This window comes from Massilia sp. BHUDP2, assembly GCF_046236355.1.
In the GTDB taxonomy this organism is placed as follows: Bacteria; Pseudomonadota; Gammaproteobacteria; order Burkholderiales; family Burkholderiaceae_D; genus Telluria; species Telluria varians.
In genome coordinates this window covers 2068478-2087370 of sequence record NZ_JBJUVW010000001.1, presented here as the reverse complement: position 1 = coordinate 2087370, position 18893 = coordinate 2068478, and the positions used below count along the sequence as shown (strand labels likewise).

The following is an 18893-nucleotide window of genomic DNA, read 5'->3' as shown; positions in this document are numbered from 1 at the left end:
CATGAACGCGGCCCTTCCTTCTTCCGCCGCGACGGGCGCCCGCCTGCAGGTGCGCCTGCAGTCGGTCAGCTACGTCACCCGCGACATCCAGGTGTTCGAGTTCGTATCAACAAGCGGCGCGCTGCCGGCGACCACGCCGGGCGCCCACGTCGACGTCCACCTGGGCAACGGCATCACCCGTTCCTACTCGCTGCTGCAAGCGGATGCTTCTCCCGAGCGCTACCTGGTCGGCGTCAAGCGCGACCCCAACAGCCGCGGCGGCTCGCGCTACATGCACGAGCAGCTGCGCGTCGGCGCCTTGCTGGAACTGTCCGGGCCGCGCAACCACTTCCCGCTGGTGGAGGATGCCGCGCACACGGTCTTGATCGCCGGCGGCATCGGCATCACCCCGATCCTGTGCATGGCCGAGCGCCTGGAAGCACTCGGCGCGTCGTTCGAACTGTGGTACGCCAGCCGCTCGCGCGCCGACCTGGGCTTCCTGCCGGCGCTGGCGCGCTTCGGCGAGCGCGTGCGTCTGCACGTGGACGAGGAAGCGGGCACGGTGCTCGACCTGGTCCCCGTGGTGGCGGCCGCACCGGAGGGCAGCCACTTCTACTGCTGCGGCCCGGCGCCGATGCTGGCCGCCTATGAAGCCGCCACCGCGGACCGTGCGCCGGAAACCGTGCACCTGGAGCGCTTCGGCGCCAGCCAGCCGGTCGCCACTGGCGGTGACGGCTTCGTGGTGCAGCTGGCCAGGAGCGGCGTCGAGCTGCGCGTGCCGGCCGGCGCCACCATCCTGCAGGTGCTGCAGGAGAACGGCGTCGCGGTCGATTCGTCCTGCGAGGCTGGCATCTGCGGCTGCTGCGAGGTCGCCGTGCTGGAAGGCGAAGTGGACCACCGCGACGAAGTCCTGACCGCCTCCCAGCGCGCGTCCAACACCTCGATGATGGTGTGCTGCTCGCGCGCCAGGTGCGAGCGCCTGGTGCTCGACCTGTAGCTCTGCCCGGCCGCAAGCGCGGCCACCAAACTTGCAATTCCTCCTTTACGCCGGGTTCGCCCGGCGTTTTTTTTGGCGTACGCTTCACTTCGCGGCCCGCCACGCTGGCCGCATTCGTAGGGTGGGCGGCTCCACCAAGGACGGCTGCGGCTTGGCACCGCCAGCGCCGCCCACGCGTTCAACCAGCCCATGATCGGCCGCTCCGTCGATTCGCAGCGGCTCGACCGCGTGGGCGGCATCCGCATCGCCACGGAGCCGCGTTCCGGGTGGAGCCGCCCACCCTACGAGCGGCAAGATGATCGGTACAAAAAAAAGGCCCGCTGCAAGCAGCGGGCCATCGTTGACTACACTTCCTTCAGGACGTTCAGCGCACCCCGACCTTGCCGGCCTCGACCGCGGCCAGCGTCGCACGCGCTTCGCGCTCGGCCTCGTTGGCCTCGTCGGTGCCGGCGGTGTACACCGGCAGCTCCTGGTCGAAGCGCTCGGCGCTGAAGAAGTAGGCGATCGCGCTCACCACGCACAGGCCGCCGAAGAACATGGCCACCAGCACCGGATCGGTGCCGCCGCGCATGGCCAGCAGGCCGGAAGCGATCATCGGCGCCAGGCCCGAGCCCAGGGTCGAGGCGATCTGGAAGGTCACCGCGATGCCGCTGTAGCGCACGTCGGCGGCGAACTTCTCGCCCATCCAGGTGTTCACCGGACCGCCCAGCATCGCCTGCACCACCGGCAGCGCCAGCACCAGGGCCAGGGTCAGGGCGCCCAGGCTGCCCTGGTTCACCAAGAGGAAGATCGGCCAGGTCAGCACCGCGCCCAGGATCGCGCCGGTGATCAGGAGCGGACGGCGGCCCAGGCGGTCCGACAGCGCGCCGAAGCACGGCATGGTGAAGATGTGCAGGAAGTTCGCGATCGTCATGGCCAGCAGCGCATCGGTGCGGCTATGGCCCGCCGTGACCGCGTAGTTCAGCAGGAAGGCGGCGCCGAAGGTGGCGAAAGCCAGCGGCGCCAGGCCGCCGATCACCCCCGACAGCACCTGGGCGCGGTTGTGGCGGAACACCGTCACCACCGGCAGCACGCTGACCTTCTTGCCGGAGGCCAGGCGCTTCTTGCGCGCTTCCTCGAACTCCGGGGTTTCGTCCAGCTTCATGCGGATCACGATGCCCAGCACCAGCAGCAGCGCGCTGAGCAGGAATGGAACGCGCCAGCCCCAGGCCAGGAAGTCCTCGTTCGGCAGCTTGGAGAAGCCCATCATCACCATGGTGCCCAGCAGCGCGCCGCTGGGACCGCCCGAGGCGACGATCGAGACCGCCAGACCGCGTCCCTTGGGCTTGGCGTGCTCCATCGACATCAGGGTCGCGCCACCCCACTCGCCGCCGATGGCGAAGCCCTGCACCAGGCGCAGCACCACCAGCAGGATCGGCGCCATCACGCCGATCTGCTGGTAGCTCGGCAGCAGGCCGATGAGCACGCTGGCGCCGCCCATCATCATGAGGGTGATCATCAGGATCTTCTTGCGTCCCAGGCGGTCTCCGTAGTGGCCGAACACCACCGCGCCGAGCGGGCGCGCGAAGTAGCCGGCAGCCAGGGTGGCGAAGGCCGACATCGTGCCCAGCATCGGGTCCATGCTCACGAAGAAGATGTGCGGGAAGACCAGCGCCGCGGCCACGCCGTACAGCAGGAAGTCGTAGTACTCGAGCGTGGTGCCGAGATAGCTCGCGATAACGGCGCGGCGCCGGCTCTTGGCCATGTCGGCCTGGTTGGTGTGGTCAGCCATGATGTATCCGCCTCAGAATGAATCGTATATGAATCGTGCGTTGATCGATGTTGCCGGTAGTCGGGCCACGGCCCGGTTCAGCGGCGGTCCTTGCCGGCTTCCTGTTCCGGCGCCTCGAAGATCGAGGGCAGCATCCGGAAGTCGGACAGCTTGCCCATCGGGGCGCGCATCCTGAGCATCGGCAGGTAGTAGCGGATGTGGGCCAGCAGCAGGATCACGTTCATGTACAGGCACCACACCGCCATGTAGGTGCTGACGATGCGGTCATAGCGCATGTTCAGCGCGATCGAGTTGTGGAACACCATGTACGAGACCGGCAGGGCCACCGCCAGCGCCAGCGGCACGAAGACGTTGAACACCAGGCACAGCCCGACCAGCAGTTCGACCGTCTTGACGAGGTCGAACAGGCCGACCTCGAGCAGCGAGGCGAGCATTACGTTGGAGGGGTGCAGGTTGCCCAGCGGCTGCGGGAAGATCGGCGGATAGCCGAACAGCGACAGCAGGTGGCTGGCGCCGCTGACGATCATCCAGGCGCCGAGCATGATGCGGAAGAAGGTCAATACGAGCTTGCCGACGAACCAGATGTCGAGCTTGTTGGTGGTAGCGGTGTCGGTAGGGACACGGGTTGTGACTGCCATGATGCTTGTCTCCGTTGCGGTTGTTATGGCCGGGCTCAGCCCGGAATCGGCTTGAGCCCGAGGTCGACCTGTTTCGCCAGCGCGCTCGAGGCGCACGACGCGGCGCCGGCGTCCTGGGCGATGGTCTTGCGCCAGACGATGCGCCCGTTCGAGGTGCGGAACATGTCGACCACCTCGCGCGCACCGCCGGCAGCTGCGCCGCCCTCGACGCAGTGGTGCACCACCACGTTCAGGCCCTCGGCCACCACCTGGCGCACGGTCGAGCGCAAGGGCGCCGAGTCGCTGCGGTAAGGCGCTTCCGGCGTCACGTCGACCGTCTTCTTGGTGTAGTACAGCCGCGCCGCTTCGCTCACTTGTCCCTTGCCGTAGGCGGTGTCGAGGTAGCCGGCGACGATTTCGCGCGGCATCTTGCCCACGCCGGGGCCCTTGTCGCCGTACCAGCGCGGATTGAAATGCAGGTCCTGCGCCACGTAGGCGGTCAGGAAGAGTCCGGCCACGATCGAGAGCCGGTTCAGGGTCTTGTCGGTGATCATGCGCCCTGCCTCCCGCGCACGGGCGCCGTCTGTTGGTACATCTGCTGCTTGTTCATGCGTCTGTCTCCTGTCTTGAACATCTTGTTATGGTGGCAAAAATGGGGGACGGCTTGCCGCCAGCACCTAGCGGTCGGCGGCATGCTGCCGGTAAAGCGTCCACAGCGCCGGGCTGTGCTGGCCGAAGCGGCTGCTGCGCAGCGGCGCGGTAAGATCGCGCAGCCGCTCGCGCTCGGCCGGATCCAGCACGTGGACCGCGATGCCCTCGCGCGCCAGCCGGGCCTGGGCCTGGCGTGACTGTTCGCGCACGGCGCGGCGCTGCACGCGCGCGGCCTCGCGCGCCGCTGCCGCCACGATGGCCTGCTGCGCCGGCGTCAGGCTGCGCCAGGCGGCGGGCTTGGCCACCAGCACCAGCGCGCCGTAGGAATGATTGGTCAGGGTGAGCGAGGACTGCAGCTCGTGCAGGCCGCCGGCGAGGATCTGGGACATGAAGTTCTCCTGGGCCGTGACGCGGCCGATGCGCAGGGCTGCGTGCAGTTCCGGGTAGGCCAGCGGCACCGGCTCGGCGCCCATGGCGCGCGCACTCTCGATGAAGACCGGTTCATCGATCACCCGCATCCTCAGGCCGCGTAGCTCGTCGGCCCGCTGGATCGGGGCGCCGGCGCTGGTGATCTGGCGAAAGCCGTTTTCCCACCAGCTTAGTGCGACCAGGCCGGCACTTGGCGCCTGCGCCAGCAGGGCGTCGCCGAAGGGGCCGTCGAGCAGGGCGTCGGCCTCGGCCTCGTCGCGCACCAGGTAGGGCAAGTCGAGCAGCCCGAAGTCGGGCGCCAGCGGCGCCAGGCCGGTCGCGGCAACCAGCATCAGGTCCGGGGTGCCGGGCGCGCCGGCGCGCAGCGCCGCGATCTGCTGCGCCGGGGTGCCGGACACGGCGTCGCTACGCACCGTTACGCGCAGGGCGCCGCCGGCAGCGCTCCCTACCTGCTGCGCGAAATGGCGCATACCCTGGCGCACCGGGTGGTCGTCAGGCAGGTAGTCGCGGTAATCGGCGATCGCCAGTTCGCGCACTGGAGCTGGCGCGCCCTCTTCCGCCGCGGCGGCGGCCGGCGCTGCGAGCAGGGCCGACAGCGCGGCCGCTCCCAGCAGGCGGCCGGCACGCTGTTCCAGCGCCCGCGCCGCCGTGGCGGCGCGCTTGAAATGTGTCCCCAGCATGAGTCTTGCCTTAATACTGTTTCTGGAGATTATCATACCTACCCATCCTGCATTCAATGCCGCCGACGAAATGTCAGCTATGTGTCTGACGCATAAAGGCGCGCTGGGCAGGTGCCCGGCGCGCGCCAGCAGCGGCGCTAGCCGATCGCCAGCGCCGCGTTGAGGGCCGCGACGCTCGGTTCCGCTTCCAGCTTCAGGTAGCGTGCCATCAGGCGCTCGGCCTGCGGGCGCGGCATGCGCGCCGCGTCGGTACACTCGAACACCTTCTTCCGGTACTCGCCCGGCGTCATCGGGTTCTTCGGGTCGCCCTTGGCGAACTTGACCAGCTTCTGGTGCGTCTGCCCGGCGCGGGTCGTCAGTTCCAGGCGCACGAAACCGGGGCCGCCGTCGGGCCGCACCAGGCTCTTGTCCTCCACCGTGGTCATGCGCGCCGCCAGCGCCAGCAGGTCGGCGCGCCGCAAGGCGGCCTCGCTGAAGTGGCGCAGGCCGACGTCGCCGTCCTGGATCGCCGCCGCCACCATCCACGGATTGCTGAACTGGGCTTCGACGATGGTCCGCGGCTTGCGCTTCTTCTCGATCGGCGCGCCCAGCAGCATCATCTCGGCCGGCGGGCTGTAGATCGTGACCGCCTCCACGTCACCGGGACGGATGCCGTGGGCCTTGACCAGCTCCAGCGTCCCGTCGATGGCGACGTGGCCGCCGCGGCAGGACGGATAGGGCTTGGGCGCGATGTCGGTTCCTGCAAAACGGGTGCCGAGGCCGCCCAGCAGCGCCTCTTCCGAATACTTGCCGCCGTGGTACTGCTTGAACAGGCCCTTGACGCCCTGCAGCACCCGGTCCGAGCCGATCACGCCTGCCTTCGCCAGGCGCGCCGACATGATCCCCCCATAGGCCGCGAACCCGGAACCGAGGCGCTTGGCATGGGTGCCGTCGACGCTGGCCTGGGCATTGCCCGACAGCTGGTGGTAGGCCAGGCCCACCGCCGACACGGCCTGCGCGTGGTTTGACCCCAGCAGGCGCGCGGCCACCATCGCGGCGGCCAGGTAGCCGTACATCGGGGTCGGGTCCCAGCCCACGATGAAGGGCGAGACGCCGGGCGAGCCGGCGCGCGACAGGCGGCAGGCCGCATCGGTGCCGGCCGCCACCGCGGCGATCAGCTCGCGGCCGTCGATCCGGCGCCCGCCGGCGGCGGCCAGGTCGGCCACCGCCAGCGCCACCGGAATGGTGACGCAGGAGGCATGGAGCAGCGAGGGTTCATAGGTATCGTCGAATTCCAGCGCCGCGGCCATGGCCGCGTTCAGGCGCGCCGCCGCTTCCGCCGGCAAGCGGGTGCGGGTGCCCAGCACCAGGCTCTCGCCCTTGCCGCCGCTGTCGCGGCTCCAGGCGTGCAGCTGGCGGATGCCGTCGGCGTCGAGCGCCGGCAGGGTCACCGCCACGGTGTCCAGGATCTGGGTGCGGGTGGCCGCCACCACCTCCGGCGGCAGCGCCTCGAAGCGCGTGTCCAGGCAGTGCGCGACCAGGGCGTGGATCGCGTCAAGCCCCGGCATCGGGACCGGCGCGGCGCCGGCGCCGGGCGCGCCCGCGGCCTGCCCGGCCTCGAGGAAGGCCCAGGCCGGGGCGGACGCCATCAGGGCCGACAGCCCCACGAATTTCCTGCGGCTCGTTTGCATCATCGTCTCCTTTGTTGTGCTTGTCGATGAAACGGCCGGCTCAGTGCCCGCGCTTGCGGTCACGGATCAGCATCCAGATCAGGCCGCCCCACGAAGTCGCGAAGGCCACCAGGTCATAGTTGCGGATCGGGCGGAACTCGGCGTAGAACAGGCCGGTCGAGCCGATGTAGGCGGCGGCCGTCAGCAGCACGCAGGCGAGGACGGCGATCCATTGGGACTTGTTCATCAGTGCACCTCCTGGGCGATGGGAGCGGAACGGAGTTTCGGTTCGTCGGCGATGCGGCCGCCGACGATCGGACGATAGGCGCGCGCACCGTCCCACAGCCACAGCGGCTCGAGCTTCGGTCGCAGCACGGCGGCCATCCAGCCGCTGTAGGCCAGCAGCAGCACGCCATTCAGGAACAGCTCCTGCGGGCCGGTGAACAGCTGGCGCGGGGTGGCGACGATGAAGGTGTTCAGCCAGAAGATGTTGACCGAGGCCGGCATCTCCAGGATCAGGCCGAGCAGCGTGAAGCGATTCGTCAGGATCAGGGCGCCGGTGATGATCTCCAGATACTTGATCATCTGGTAGAGGTAGATGTTGGCGTTGGCCTGCACCCATTCGCCGCCGACGCCGGGAATCTCGGGTACGTAGCCGGTCACCGCATAGCGGATGCCGGAGAACAGCAAATGGGCGCCGAAATACAGGCGCAGCCAGTGGACGATGTAATACCAGGGGGACTGCTTGGACATGTCGACTCCTCGGTTGTGAACCACGATGGTCCAGGCGCGCGCGGCGCCCGGTGCTGCACTGCGATCAGAAGCGCCAGGTCAGGCCGGCCGTGACGGCATCGACCGACTCGCCGGCGCGCGGGCGCGGGCTCTGGAACACCGGGAAGCGCGCCGCGCCGTCCTGCGACAGGTGGGTCACGGCGGCCATCAGCATCAGGCGGCGGCTCACCTCATAGGTGTAGGCCACGCCGTAGTTCTTGGCGTCGCTGTCGGCGGCGCCGCTCGAGTACAGTCCATAGGTCATGCGCACGGTGCCGCGCGCCGAAACCGGAATCGCCACGCCGAACAGGCGCGCGGTTTCGCTGTTGCCGTTCATGATCCCGCCGCCGGCGCGCCGGGTCGGGTCGGTGGCGTCGCGCCGGATGTAGCTGAAATAAGGGTGCACCGGGCCGGCCTGGTACTTGGCGCCGAAGGCGAGCTCCTGGTTCGACTCGGTGGCCAGCACCGCGCCGCTGCCGCTGGTGGCGCCCGCCTTCACGTACAGCAGGCCGAGCTGCAGCGGGCCGGCGACGTAGTCGAGTCCGGCCTCGACCAGGCTGGCCTGGGTGGCCACACCTTCGTTCGGGCTGTACGACAGGCGCCCCTGCACGCCGGACACGCGCGGCGAGGTGTAGCCGATGGTGTTCTCGGTGCGCGCGGTCGGGTTGATCAGGAAGCCGGTCGGCGCGCCGGTGCCGGAAGCGACGCCCGGCGCCGCCGAGCCGAGGGTGGTGATCACGCCCCAGGCATCCATGGCCGGCAGCAGCATCGGGTCGTAACTCGGGAAGAAGTCATAGGTCGGGCCCTGCTGGCGGCCCAGGCGCAGCGAACCGAAGTCGCGGTGCTCGATCTCGACATAGGCCTGGCGGCCGAACACGCGGTTCGGATTGCCGTTGGTCGAGCTCGGGGTGCCGGTGTCCAGGTTGACGCCGGCCTCGAGGCGGCCGTTCACGGTCCAGCCCCCGCCCAGACTTTCGCTGGCCAGGAAGCCCAGGCGCGAACCGGAACCGCCGGCATGCATCGCGGTCTTCGACTCGCCCGAGGTGCGGTAGCGCGCCAGCGAGATGTCGGCCACGCCGTAGATTTTCAGGCTGCTTCCGGCTGCCTGCGGTTGCGCCGCCGGGGCTTCCTGCGCCAGGGATACGGCCGATGCGCACAGGGCGGTCATGCCGGCTACAAACTTCTTCATACTGTCTCCATTCTTGTCATGTCGGGGCGGCGTTCCGGCGGCGCAATGCCGGCCGGGGTGCCGCCCCTGCGGGTTGTCGCGCCCATCGGCGTGGGCTTTCGGGTGCGACCAAACGTGAAGCGAAAGCGGGTAGGTCGAAAGCTGCACGATGCGGACAGCCTGGCGCCGCATCGGTATTTACCAGAAATTAATTCTGGAAGTTACGTTCTAGAGTTTTCCATATTGTACTGCCGTGACGCAAGTTGAAACCCTGCATCGCTGCTATACGCTTTTTGCATCGTTCGCCGCGCGGGCGCCCTGCCCCGGCGCGGCGAACGAATTCAGGCCGCGGCCTGCGCCGGAGCGCGCGCCTTGAGCATGTCGAGCGCGACGTCCACGATCATGTCTTCCTGGCCACCCACCATGCGGCGCTTGCCCAGTTCGACCAGGATGTCGAAGGCCGGGATGCCGTACTTGTTCGAGGCCGCTTCCGCATGGCGCAGGAAGCTCGAGTACACGCCGGCATAGCCCAGCGCCAGGGTTTCGCGGTCGACCCGCACCGGACGCTCCTGCAGCGGACGCACGATGTCCTCGGCGGCGTCGATCAGGCCCTTGACGTCGCAGCCGTGCTTCAGGCCCATGCGGTCGGCGGCGGCGATGAACACTTCCAGCGGCGCATTGCCGGCGCCGGCGCCCATGCCGGTCAGGCTGGCGTCGATGCGGTCGCAGCCGTTCTCCAGCGCCACCAGCGAGTTGGCCACGCCCAGGCTCAGGTTGTGGTGGGCGTGCATGCCGGTCTGGGTTTCGGGCTTGAGCACCTCCTTGAAGGCCCTGAAGCGCGCCGCGATGTCCCACATGTTCATCGCCCCGCCCGAATCCACCACGTAGACGCACTGGGCGCCGTAGCTTTCCATCAGCTTGGCCTGCTGTGCCAGTCCTTCGGGGCTGTTCATGTGGCTCATCATCAGGAAGCCCACCGTGTCCATGCCCAGTTCGCGCGCATACTCGATGTGCTGGCGCGAGATGTCGGCCTCGGTGCAGTGGGTGGCCACGCGCACCACGCGCGCGCCGGCGTCGTAGGCGTTCTTCAGGTCGTGGATGGTGCCGATGCCCGGCAACAGCAGGGTGGCCACCTTGGCGTGGCTGAGGTTTTCCGCCACCGCGGCGATCCATTCCAGGTCGGTATGGGCGCCGAAGCCGTAGTTGAAGCTGGAGCCGCGCAGGCCGTCGCCGTGCGCGACCTCGATCGAATCCACCTTGGCGGCGTCGAGGGCGCGCGCGATGCGCACCGCATCTTCGATCGAATACTGGTGGCGCACCGCATGCATGCCGTCGCGCAGGGTGACGTCGGAGACGTAGATTTTCTTGTCGTGCTCAAACATGGTGATCTCCTTCAGGCTGCCAGCGCGGGCGCCGACATGCCGGCGGCGATGCGCTCGGCGGTCGCCATCGCGGCGCTGGTCATGATGTCGAGGTTGCCCGCATAGGCCGGCAGGTAGTGGGCGGCGCCTTCGACCTCGAGGAAGATCGAGACCTTCAGGCCGGCCTGGCGGCCGATGCCCGGCACGTTCGGCGCATTCTCCGGGCCGAAGCGCTCGAACTGCACCTCCTGCTTGAGGCGGTAGCCGGGCACGTAGGCGGCGACGTCGTCCGCCATCCGGCGCACCGAGGCGCGGATCGCTTCCTGGTCGGCGTCCAGCGCCGCCAGGCAGTACACGGTGTCGCGCATGATCAGCGGCGGCTCAGCCGGGTTCATGATGATGATCGCCTTGCCCTGGCCTGCGCCACCCACTTCGACGATGGCGCGCGAGGTGGTCTCGGTGAACTCGTCGATGTTGGCGCGGGTGCCGGGGCCGGCCGACTTGCTGGCGATCGAGGCGACGATCTCGGCATAGTGAACCGGGGCGACGCGGGCCACCGCCGCCACCATCGGGATGGTGGCCTGGCCGCCGCAGGTGACCATGTTGACGTTCGGCGCCGCCAGGCAGTTTTCCGCGTTCACCACCGGGATGCAGTACGGCCCGATCGCGGCCGGGGTCAGGTCGACCATGCGCAGGCCGGGTTTCAGGCCGCGCAGGAAGGCGTCGTTCTTCACGTGGGCGCCGGCCGAGGTGGCGTCGAACACGATGTCGATCTCGCCGAACACCGGCAGGCGCGCCAGGCCCTCCACGCCTTCGTGGGTGACCGCCACGCCCATGCGCGCGGCGCGCGCCAGGCCGTCCGAGGCCGGGTCGATGCCGACCATGGCGCCCATCTCGATGTGCTTGCCGTGGCGCAGGATCTTGATCATCAGGTCGGTGCCGATGTTGCCGGGGCCGATGATGGCTACCTTTTTCTTCGCTTGTGTCATGCTGCTTTCCTTATTGTCCGAACACCGCGCGCACCTCGCCGAGGCCGCCGATCTGGGCGACGAAGCGGTCGCCCGGGCTGACTGCCACCATCGGGCCGAGCGCGCCCGTGAGCAGCACTTCGCCGGCGCGCAGCGGCGTGCCGACCCGTACCATCATGTCGGCCAGCCACACGGCCGCGTTGAGCGGATTGGCCAGGCAGGCCGCGCCGCTGCCGCTCGACACCATCTCGCCGCGCCGTTCCATGGTCATGGCGCAGCCGGCCAGGTCGAACTGGCCCAGGGTCACCGGACGCGAGCCGAGCACGAACAGGCTCGAGGACGCGTTGTCGGCCACCGTGTCGAGCAGGCGGATGTTCCAGTTCTCGATGCGGCTGCCCACCACCTCGATCGCCGGCAAGGCATAGGCCACCGCCGAAATCAGGTCGGCGAAGGTATGGCGCTCGTGGGTCAGGTCGCGCTCGAGCACCAGCGCGATTTCCGCCTCCACCTTGGGCTGCAGGGTGCGCGCCAGGGGAATCTCCTCGCCGTCGCCGTAGGCCATGTCGGCGAACAGCATGCCGAAGTCGGGCGAATCGACGCCGAGCTGCTGCTGCACGGCGTGCGAGGTCAGGCCGATCTTGCGGCCGACGATGCGCGCGCCCTGGTTGATCCGGCGCTGGGCATTGAGTTGCTGGATGGCGTAGGCGCAGGCCACCGGGTCGGCGTCGCCCGCGGCTTCCAGGATGCGCTCGCGCAGCGGTGCGATAGGCGCGCCCTGCTCTTCGGCCGTGCGCAGCAGGCCGGCGATCTCGCTGATGTGTTGCTGGTTCATGCTGTGTCTCCAGTTGTAGGGTGGGCGGGTTTCCCGCCCACGCGGTGATAGTTAGAAGCAAGATCATCCGGAACGAAGCCGGAGCCGATAACGATCACCGCGTGGGCGGACAAGCCGCCCACCCTACGGGTTAAAGTGGCAGGCCGCACTGTCGGTCCCTCGGTGTCTAGCCGAGGCCGAATTCGGCGCGGATCGCCGCATCGTGCTCGCCGAGGACCGGCGCCGGGCGCGTGGTCGGCCCGCGCGCGCCGTCGATGGTGAGCGGACGGTGGATCGCCGTCAGGGGCCCGTGCTCGGGATGCGCCGTCTGGTAGAAGGTGCCGGCCTGACGCACCTGGGGATCCTCCATCACTTCGGGAATGGTGTTGACCGGCGCGAAGGGCACGTCGCTCCCCTGCAGTCGCGCGCACCACTCGTCCCGGGTGCGGGTGCGGAAGGTGGCGGCCACCTCGCCGTTCAGCGCCGCGTAATTACGGGTGCGCAGCTCCGGGCTCGCGAAGCGCGCGTCATCCAGCAGGTCGGGGCGCTCGATGACGGCCACGAAGGCCTGCCAGAACTTCTCGACCGAGGACAGGTGCACCGTCACCAGGCGCTCGTCGGCGCAGGCAAAGGCGTGCGACTGCGAGATCGCGACCCGGGTCTGCGGGCCGGGCGCCGCGCCCAGGCGGGTGTACTGGGCGAAGCCCTCGGGCGAGAACGCGATCGAGGCTTCCAGCATGCTGACTTCCACGCGCGCGCCCTTGCCGCTCTTTTCCCGCCCCATCAGGGCGCCCAGGATGCCGTAGGCGGCGTACATGCCGGTGACATTGTCGGAGATGGTTGGGCCGTTCATGCCTGGCTGGGCCGGGTCCAGCATCAGGCTGGCCAGGCCCGACAGGCCGAGCGCCACCGCGTCGTAGCAGGGCCGGTCGCGGTAGGGTCCCTCGGCGCCGAAGCCGGTGATCGAGCACCACACCAGGCGCGGGTTGATCTCGTCCAGCGCCGCTTGGGTGAGGCCCAGGCGCGCCATCACGCCGGGACGGTAGTTTTCCAGCAGCACGTCGGCGCGCGCCAGCAGCAGCTGCAGGTCGGTTTTGCCCGCCTCGGTCTGCAGGTCGAGCTGGATGCTTTCCTTGTTGCGGTTGTAGGAGGCGAAGTGGGGGCTGTACAGCTTGCCCGCGTGGCGGCGGAACGGGTCGCCGCCGTTCGGGTGCTCGACCTTGATGACGCGCGCGCCGAGGTCGGCCAGCATCATGCCTGCCAGCGGCGCGGTCAGGACCGTGCCCAGTTCGATGACGAGGATGCCCTCGAGTGGATGCTTCATGGGGGCTCCTTCAGGCGTATTGTTTCAGGATCTGGCGCGCCAGCGTGGTGCGCAGCACCTCGGTCGGGCCTTCGGTGATGCGGTAGCTGCGCAGGTCGCGCCAGAAGCGCTCGATCGGGGTGTCCTCGGTCAGGCCCATGCCGCCGTGCAGCTGCATGCAGGCGTCGATGATGCGCCAGCCGGCCTCCACGCCGAAGGTCTTGATCATGAAGGTCTCCATGCGGGCATCGATGCCGGCGTCGGTCTTGCGCGCCGCGTCGTACACCAGCATGCGGGTGCAATACAGCTCGGTGAAGGCGTCGGCGATCATCCACTGCACGCCCTGGCGCTCGGCCAGCACCTGGCCGAAGGTCTTGCGCTGGTGCGCGTATTCGGCGGTCAGGTCGAGGCAGCGCGCCGCGGCGCCGCAGGCGTGCGCGCCCTGGCGCACGCGCCCGTAGTTGATGTAGCCCTGGGCCAGCGCGAAGCCGCGCCCCTCCTCGCCCACCAGGTTCTCGAACGGCACCAGCACGTCTTCGAAACTGAGTTCGCTGGGCGCGTCGCCCATGAGGGTCTTCTCGGAACTGGCCAGGGTCACGCCGGGAGCGTCGAGGTCGACCAGGAAGCAGGAAATGCCGCCGCGCGCGCCCTTCTCCGGATCGGTCACCGCCATCACGATGGCGAAGTCGGCCACCGCCGCGCGCGTGATGTAGCGCTTGACGCCGTTCAGGCGCCAGCCTGACTCAAGGCGCACGGCGCGGGTGCGCATCATCGACGGGTCGGAGCCGGCGTCCGGCTCGGTCTGGGCGAAGCAGGACCGCTTGCTGCCATCGAGCACCGGGTCGAGGTAGCGCTTGCGCTGCTCCGGGTCCAGGCCGAGCAGGATCGGGCCGACCATCGGGCCGAAGATGCCGTGGTCGCGCACCCAGGAGGCGACCGTGCTGCGGCCGACCTCTTCCCAGAACACCGCCAGCGCCAGCAGCGGCAGGCCCTGGCCGCCGAATTCCTCGGGGATGTCCATCAGCCAGAAGCCGGCCTGCCTGGCGCGTTCGCGCAGGCTTGCTGCCTGCTCCGGCGGCAGCATGCCGTTGGCGCCGACGGCGTGTTCGAGCGGGATCAGTTCGCGCTCGACGAAACGGCGGATCGAGTCGCGGAACTGGAGCAGCTCCTCGGGGAGCGATTCGTGAGGGATCAGGTCGAGCATATCAGGCCGCTTCCTGTCCCGGCTGCACCGGCAGCGCGTCAGCGTCCTGCAGCGAACGCCAGGCCTTGGTCGGCTGGCCGGCTTCGATCAGTTCCAGCTCGCGGAAGAACAGCTTGCGCAGGGTGACGATGCCGAGGTCCGAACGGCCCAGGATCTCGTCCTCGCGCGCGGTGACGCGGGCCTGGCCGCGGATCGACAGGTAGTCCTGGGCGGCGGTCAGGCCGACAAAGATGTCGTCCGGGTTCTTCCATTCGCGCGAGGCGAACAGCTCGTCGTGGTGCTCGGCCGGGTCGTACTTGCCGTACTTGGCAAAGTAATCGGTGAAGCGCTGGCGCGCTTCTTCGCTGGCGCCCGGCGCCTGGCCGTAGATCATGAAGCGGGTGGTGTTCAGGTCGTCGTTCGGGATCATCCACACGAACACGTCGATCCACGGGTCGTCCGGGGTCAGGCCGGGCACCGTCACGTGGTTGTTGTTCGGGAAGGTCCAGTCGCTGACGCGCACGTTGCTCTCGGAGCGCTTGGCGGTCTGGCGGATGCCGGCCGAGGTCTCCTCGTAGGACAGCTCGGGGATCGCGCCGGTGACGGCCGCGCCGAAGGGGCCGACGGTGAGCGCCATGTGGACGAAGCTCACGTGCACGGCGTCGAGCGAGTTCTCGACCTGCTGGAACCAGTTATTGTCCCAGCGCTCGCGGCCGTTGGCAACCAGGGTGCCTTCGCGCTCGAGGCGCAGTTTGCGCGGCAGGTCGAATTCGGGCGCCTCTCCCTCGCCCATGTAGGCGAACACCAGGCCCATGTACTCGCGCACCGGGTAGCCGGGAATTTTCGTGCGCGGCATGCCGTTGTTGGCTTCGGCCGGACGCTTGGTGCAGCCGCCGCTGCCGTCGAACTGCCAGCCGTGGTAGATGCAGCGGATTTCCTCGCCGACCACCCAGCCGGTGTGCAGCAGGGTGCGGCGGTGCGCGCAGCGTCCTCCCACCAGGTGCAGGGCGCCGCTCTCGCCGCGGTACAGGGTCAGTTCCTCGCCCATGATCAGGAGCGGAATGGCGGCGCCGGCGGCGACGTCCTCGGCCAGCGCGACCGGCTGCCAGAACTGGCGCAGCAGGCGGCCCATCGGCTTGCAGCGGCTGGTTTCGGTGAGTTTCCTGAATTGTTGGGCGCGCTCTTCGCGACGCTGGTCCTGGATGGTGTCCATGTGGGTCTCCGGAGGTTTTCTTAAGAACGGTCGATCGGTTGGCCGAGCAGCTCGGTCAGGAGTTCCTGCTCTTCGCCATAGCGGGTCACGCGGGTGGCGCGGGCGTAGTCGTTGATGTCGAGCGGGTCGTGTTTGCCCGGGGTCCAGGTCGGGTACTTGTGGCGCAGGCCGGCGTCCACCGCCATGTCGGAACCGGTCATGCAGGACGATTCGTCCGAGGCCAGGAACACGGCGGCCCAGGCCAGGTCGGCCGCGCGCGGGAAGCGCCGCAGCGGCAGCTGGTCCAGGTATTCCTGGCGCGAGTAGAAGCCGCGCCGCTCGGGCTGGACCCAGTTCGGGTCGAACATCTCGTCGCGCATGGTGGTCCAGAGCTGGTGCTCCATCGAGCACGGCGTGATGGTATTGACGCGGATGCCGTGGTGGGCCAGGTCCATCGCCGCGGAACGGGCGAAGTTCAGGAGGCCCGCCTTGGCCGCGCAGTACGAGGCGCCGTCGGCCTCGCCGAAATGGGCGGCGGTAGACATCACGTGGATGATGCTGCCGCGGGCGCCGCAGGCCAGCATGGCGCGCGCGCCGTGCTGGGTGGCGAGCAGGCCGGCGGTGGCGAAGCTGGCGACCGAGTCGTCCCAGTCGTCGCGCTTCATGTTCAGCACGTCGTCCCAGTGCACCCGGCCGGCCATGTTGACCACGATGTCGAGGCGCCCGTAGCGTTCGACGGTGGCGGCGACGATGCGCCCGACGTCTTCGTCGCGGCGCGCGTCGCCGGCCATGCCGAAGGCTTCCCAGCCGCGTTCGCGGATGAAGTCGGCAGCCGCGGCGGCCGCTTCTTCCTTGACGTCGGTGACGCAGACCCGGGCGCCTTCGCGCGCCAGGAAGTGGGCGATGGTGCCGCCGATGTTCGGCCCGGCGCCGAACACGATCGCGACCTTGTTCTTCAATCTGTCCATGGTTTCTACTTGTCTCCAGGTGGTGCGCAGCATTTTTCCGGCTGCCAACGTCGACCATTGTTAGCCCTGCGCCAGCCCGGTACAAGTCGAAACCCTTCAAGGCTACTATGCAGAATCTGCAACGCTCGCTGGCTGCCGCGCACATCGTGCAATTAATTTCTTGAATAATCGTTCTAGAACGATATAATCAGGAAAACGGTCGACCGTCCCGCATGGGCGGCGCCGGCAGAATCTTCCACAAAGACAGCGAGACATTTATGCAAGCCCCAACTTCCGCACGGCAGATCGACGGCGCCCGCTTCCGCGAGGTGCTCGGCAGCTATCCGACCGGCGTCGCCATCGTCACCTGCATCGACGACACCGGCGTCCCCGCCGCCATGGTGATCGGCACCTTCACCTCGGTGTCGCTCGAGCCGCCGCTGATCGGCTACCTGCCGATGAAGACCTCGCGCACCTTCGCGCGCATGCGCGGCGCGGCCACCTTCTGCGTGAATATCCTGGCGGCCGACCAGGAAGCCGTGTGCCAGCACTTCGCTTCCAGCGCGGAAGACAAGTTCGCCGGCCTGGCCTGGCACTCGAGCCCGGCCGGCAATCCGGTGATCGACGGCGTGGTGGCCTGGATCGACTGCGACTACGCCAGCGTGACCGAGGTGGGCGACCATTACATGGTGCTGGGCGGGGTGCTCGACATGGCCCTGGTGCGCGACACCGCCCCGCTGCTGTTCTTCCAGCGCGGCTACGGGCGCTTTTCGCCGGGACCGCTGGTGGCGCAGGCCGAGCGCGAGACCATCGAGGCGGTGCAGTTGGCCGAGATCGGCCGCGACGAGATGGAGGCGGTGGCCGCCGAGCTGGGCGCCGAATGCAGCCTGGTGGCGGCGGTCGGCGGCGACGTCGTCTACGTCGCGACCGAGAACCGCTCGCCGCAGTTCCGCCTGCGCAGTCGGCTCGGCCTGCGGGTGCCCTGCGCGCCGCCGCTCGGGCCGCTGTTCGTGGGCAGCCACGGCGCGCCCGGCGAAGGCGAGTGGATCCGCCGCCTCGGACGTCCGGACCAGGAAACGGTGGACGCCGCCCTGAGCCAGCTGGAGCGGGTGCGCGCGCGCGGCTGGTCGATCGCCCTACAGGGACCCGACGACGGCGACAGCCTGGAAGAACTGGTGGCCCTGTACTCGGACCGCCACCGCACCCCCGGTCAGGAGCGGCGCCTGCTGGCTGCGGCCAAGGCGCGCGCCGGCCTGCACGAGCCGGCCGAACTGCCGCCGGACGCCAGCTATGACCTGCGCCACCTGTCGGTGCCGGTGCGCGACGGCGCCGGTCAGGTGCTCCTGGTGCTGCGCCTGAGCGCCCTGCCGCCCGGCGCCAGCCTGCAGCAGGTACAGGGCTGGCTCGGACGCCTGCAGGAATCGGCGGCGCGCCTCGAGCAGTCCATCGCCGCGCGCCGCGCCCGCTGCGCATTCGACCGCGCGGCCTGAGTCCACCCACATCGAGACTGCCGAGACAGCATGGAAATCACGCAAATACGCCATTTCGTCCGCATCGCGGAAACCGGCAGCTACATCAAGGCCGCCGACCTGCTCGACATGGGCCAGTCGACCCTGAGCCGCCAGGTGCGCGCGCTCGAGGTCGAGCTGCGCGCCAGCCTGTTCTACCGGCACGGGCGCGGCGTCATGCTCACCGAGGCCGGCAAGAAGTTCCTGGAGTACGCGCGCGGCGTGCTGCACCTGATGGACTCGGCCGCGATCGCGGTGCGCGATTCGGAGTCGGCGTTTTCGGGCCAGCTCACGATCGGCATGACGCCCAGCATCGGGCGGGCCTGCATCCCCACTCTGCTGCCGCGCCTGGCCGAGCTGTACCCGCGCGCGGCGATCAGCGTGGTCGAAGGCCTGTCCGGCGCGCTCTACGATGCCGTGCTGCTGGGGCAGCTCGACTTCGCCCTGCTGTACAACCCGGCCGCCTCGCCCAACATCCGGATCTCGCCGATCGTGTCCGAGCCCCTGTACCTGATCGGCGCGGCGCCGGTGGGCGAGGCCCAGGACCAGGTCACCCTGGCCGCCGTCGCGGCGCTGCCGCTGATCCTGCCGCACGGGAACCACTCGGTGCGGGTGGCGGTCGAATCGGCCGCCGCGCGCCTGGGCCTCGGCGTGAACCTGGCCCTGCAGGTCGACTCCACCTATTCGACAATGGAGCTGGTGGCGCAGGGCATGGGGTATTCGATCATGCCGCGCCTGGTGGGACGGGGCGCCGGCCTGCCGGCCCTGTCCTGGCAGAAGATCGAGCAGCCGGCCCTGGACACCACGCTGTGCATGGTGCAGCTGGCGCAGCAGCCGAGCAATCCGCTGGTGAGCGCGGCGGCCGAGGTGGTGCGCGGCAGCCTGGGAGGGCTGCTCGCCACCTGAAC

Annotated in this window: 18 protein-coding genes; 3 read left to right on the top strand and 15 right to left on the bottom strand. The window is 69.0% G+C overall.

From position 1 onward, the window contains the following. Nucleotide 1 precedes the first annotated feature (1 nt). Nucleotides 2–976, top strand: coding sequence for a PDR/VanB family oxidoreductase (locus tag ACK6C6_RS09535; protein WP_409267084.1), 975 nt, complete (start codon nucleotides 2–4; stop codon nucleotides 974–976). Nucleotides 977–1340: 364 nt separating this feature from the next. Here ACK6C6_RS09535 and ACK6C6_RS09530 read toward each other — a convergent pair whose 3' ends face one another. The 15 genes from ACK6C6_RS09530 to ACK6C6_RS09460 all read right to left on the bottom strand — a co-directional run bounded on the left by ACK6C6_RS09530 (nucleotide 1341) and on the right by ACK6C6_RS09460 (nucleotide 16498). Further along, nucleotides 1341–2747: an MFS transporter gene (locus tag ACK6C6_RS09530; RefSeq protein ID WP_409267083.1), complete on the bottom strand. Its 1407-nt coding sequence runs from the start codon at nucleotides 2745–2747 to the stop codon at nucleotides 1341–1343. Nucleotides 2748–2824: 77 nt separating this feature from the next. Next, nucleotides 2825–3385, bottom strand: coding sequence for a DoxX family protein (locus ACK6C6_RS09525; RefSeq protein WP_409267082.1), 561 nt, complete (start codon nucleotides 3383–3385; stop codon nucleotides 2825–2827). A gap of 35 nt (nucleotides 3386–3420) precedes the next feature. Next, nucleotides 3421–3918 carry a hypothetical protein gene (locus tag ACK6C6_RS09520; protein ID WP_409267081.1) on the bottom strand — a complete coding sequence of 166 codons (498 nt, stop codon included), beginning with the start codon at nucleotides 3916–3918 and terminating at the stop codon, nucleotides 3421–3423. 123 nt (nucleotides 3919–4041) lie between these two features. Then, nucleotides 4042–5124, bottom strand: a complete 1083-nt coding sequence (dctP, locus tag ACK6C6_RS09515; protein WP_409267080.1) for a TRAP transporter substrate-binding protein DctP — start codon at nucleotides 5122–5124, stop codon at nucleotides 4042–4044. Nucleotides 5125–5261: 137 nt separating this feature from the next. After that, nucleotides 5262–6797 (bottom strand): MmgE/PrpD family protein, encoded by a 1536-nt coding sequence (locus ACK6C6_RS09510; RefSeq protein WP_409267079.1) that lies wholly within the window; start codon nucleotides 6795–6797, stop codon nucleotides 5262–5264. Nucleotides 6798–6834: 37 nt separating this feature from the next. Further along, complete coding sequence (locus ACK6C6_RS09505) at nucleotides 6835–7020, bottom strand: hypothetical protein (protein ID WP_409267078.1); 186 nt, start codon at nucleotides 7018–7020, stop codon at nucleotides 6835–6837. Then, nucleotides 7020–7526, bottom strand: coding sequence for a hypothetical protein (locus ACK6C6_RS09500; protein ID WP_051306317.1), 507 nt, complete (start codon nucleotides 7524–7526; stop codon nucleotides 7020–7022). The genes ACK6C6_RS09505 and ACK6C6_RS09500 overlap by 1 nt, the downstream gene beginning before the upstream one ends. 64 nt (nucleotides 7527–7590) lie before the next feature. Further along, entirely contained in the window at nucleotides 7591–8733 is a 1143-nt protein-coding gene (locus ACK6C6_RS09495; protein WP_409267077.1) for a porin, read from the bottom strand. A 320-nt stretch (nucleotides 8734–9053) separates the two neighbouring features. Next, nucleotides 9054–10094 (bottom strand): 4-hydroxy-2-oxovalerate aldolase, encoded by a 1041-nt coding sequence (gene dmpG / locus ACK6C6_RS09490; protein ID WP_409267076.1) that lies wholly within the window; start codon nucleotides 10092–10094, stop codon nucleotides 9054–9056. Nucleotides 10095–10105: 11 nt separating this feature from the next. Beyond that, nucleotides 10106–11062 (bottom strand): acetaldehyde dehydrogenase (acetylating), encoded by a 957-nt coding sequence (locus tag ACK6C6_RS09485; protein WP_409267075.1) that lies wholly within the window; start codon nucleotides 11060–11062, stop codon nucleotides 10106–10108. 10 nt (nucleotides 11063–11072) lie between these two features. Continuing rightward, nucleotides 11073–11873, bottom strand: coding sequence for a 2-keto-4-pentenoate hydratase (gene mhpD, locus ACK6C6_RS09480; protein ID WP_409267074.1), 801 nt, complete (start codon nucleotides 11871–11873; stop codon nucleotides 11073–11075). Nucleotides 11874–12039: 166 nt separating this feature from the next. Next, entirely contained in the window at nucleotides 12040–13176 is a 1137-nt protein-coding gene (locus ACK6C6_RS09475; protein WP_409267073.1) for a CaiB/BaiF CoA transferase family protein, read from the bottom strand. Nucleotides 13177–13186: 10 nt separating this feature from the next. Beyond that, nucleotides 13187–14359 carry an acyl-CoA dehydrogenase family protein gene (locus ACK6C6_RS09470; protein ID WP_409267072.1) on the bottom strand — a complete coding sequence of 391 codons (1173 nt, stop codon included), beginning with the start codon at nucleotides 14357–14359 and terminating at the stop codon, nucleotides 13187–13189. Between the two features lies 1 nt (nucleotide 14360). Then, on the bottom strand, nucleotides 14361–15551 hold the full coding sequence (locus ACK6C6_RS09465) for a Rieske 2Fe-2S domain-containing protein (protein ID WP_409267071.1): 1191 nt from the start codon (nucleotides 15549–15551) through the stop codon (nucleotides 14361–14363). A gap of 20 nt (nucleotides 15552–15571) precedes the next feature. Then, nucleotides 15572–16498, bottom strand: a complete 927-nt coding sequence (locus tag ACK6C6_RS09460) for an SDR family NAD(P)-dependent oxidoreductase (protein WP_409267070.1) — start codon at nucleotides 16496–16498, stop codon at nucleotides 15572–15574. Between the two features lie 257 nt (nucleotides 16499–16755). On the opposite strand from ACK6C6_RS09460, the gene ACK6C6_RS09455 reads away from it, so the two are divergent. Both ACK6C6_RS09455 and ACK6C6_RS09450 read left to right on the top strand, forming a co-directional pair. Then, nucleotides 16756–17967, top strand: a complete 1212-nt coding sequence (locus ACK6C6_RS09455) for a flavin reductase (protein WP_409267069.1) — start codon at nucleotides 16756–16758, stop codon at nucleotides 17965–17967. Between the two features lie 30 nt (nucleotides 17968–17997). Beyond that, on the top strand, nucleotides 17998–18891 hold the full coding sequence (locus tag ACK6C6_RS09450) for a LysR family transcriptional regulator (RefSeq protein WP_409267068.1): 894 nt from the start codon (nucleotides 17998–18000) through the stop codon (nucleotides 18889–18891). Nucleotides 18892–18893 lie beyond the last annotated feature (2 nt).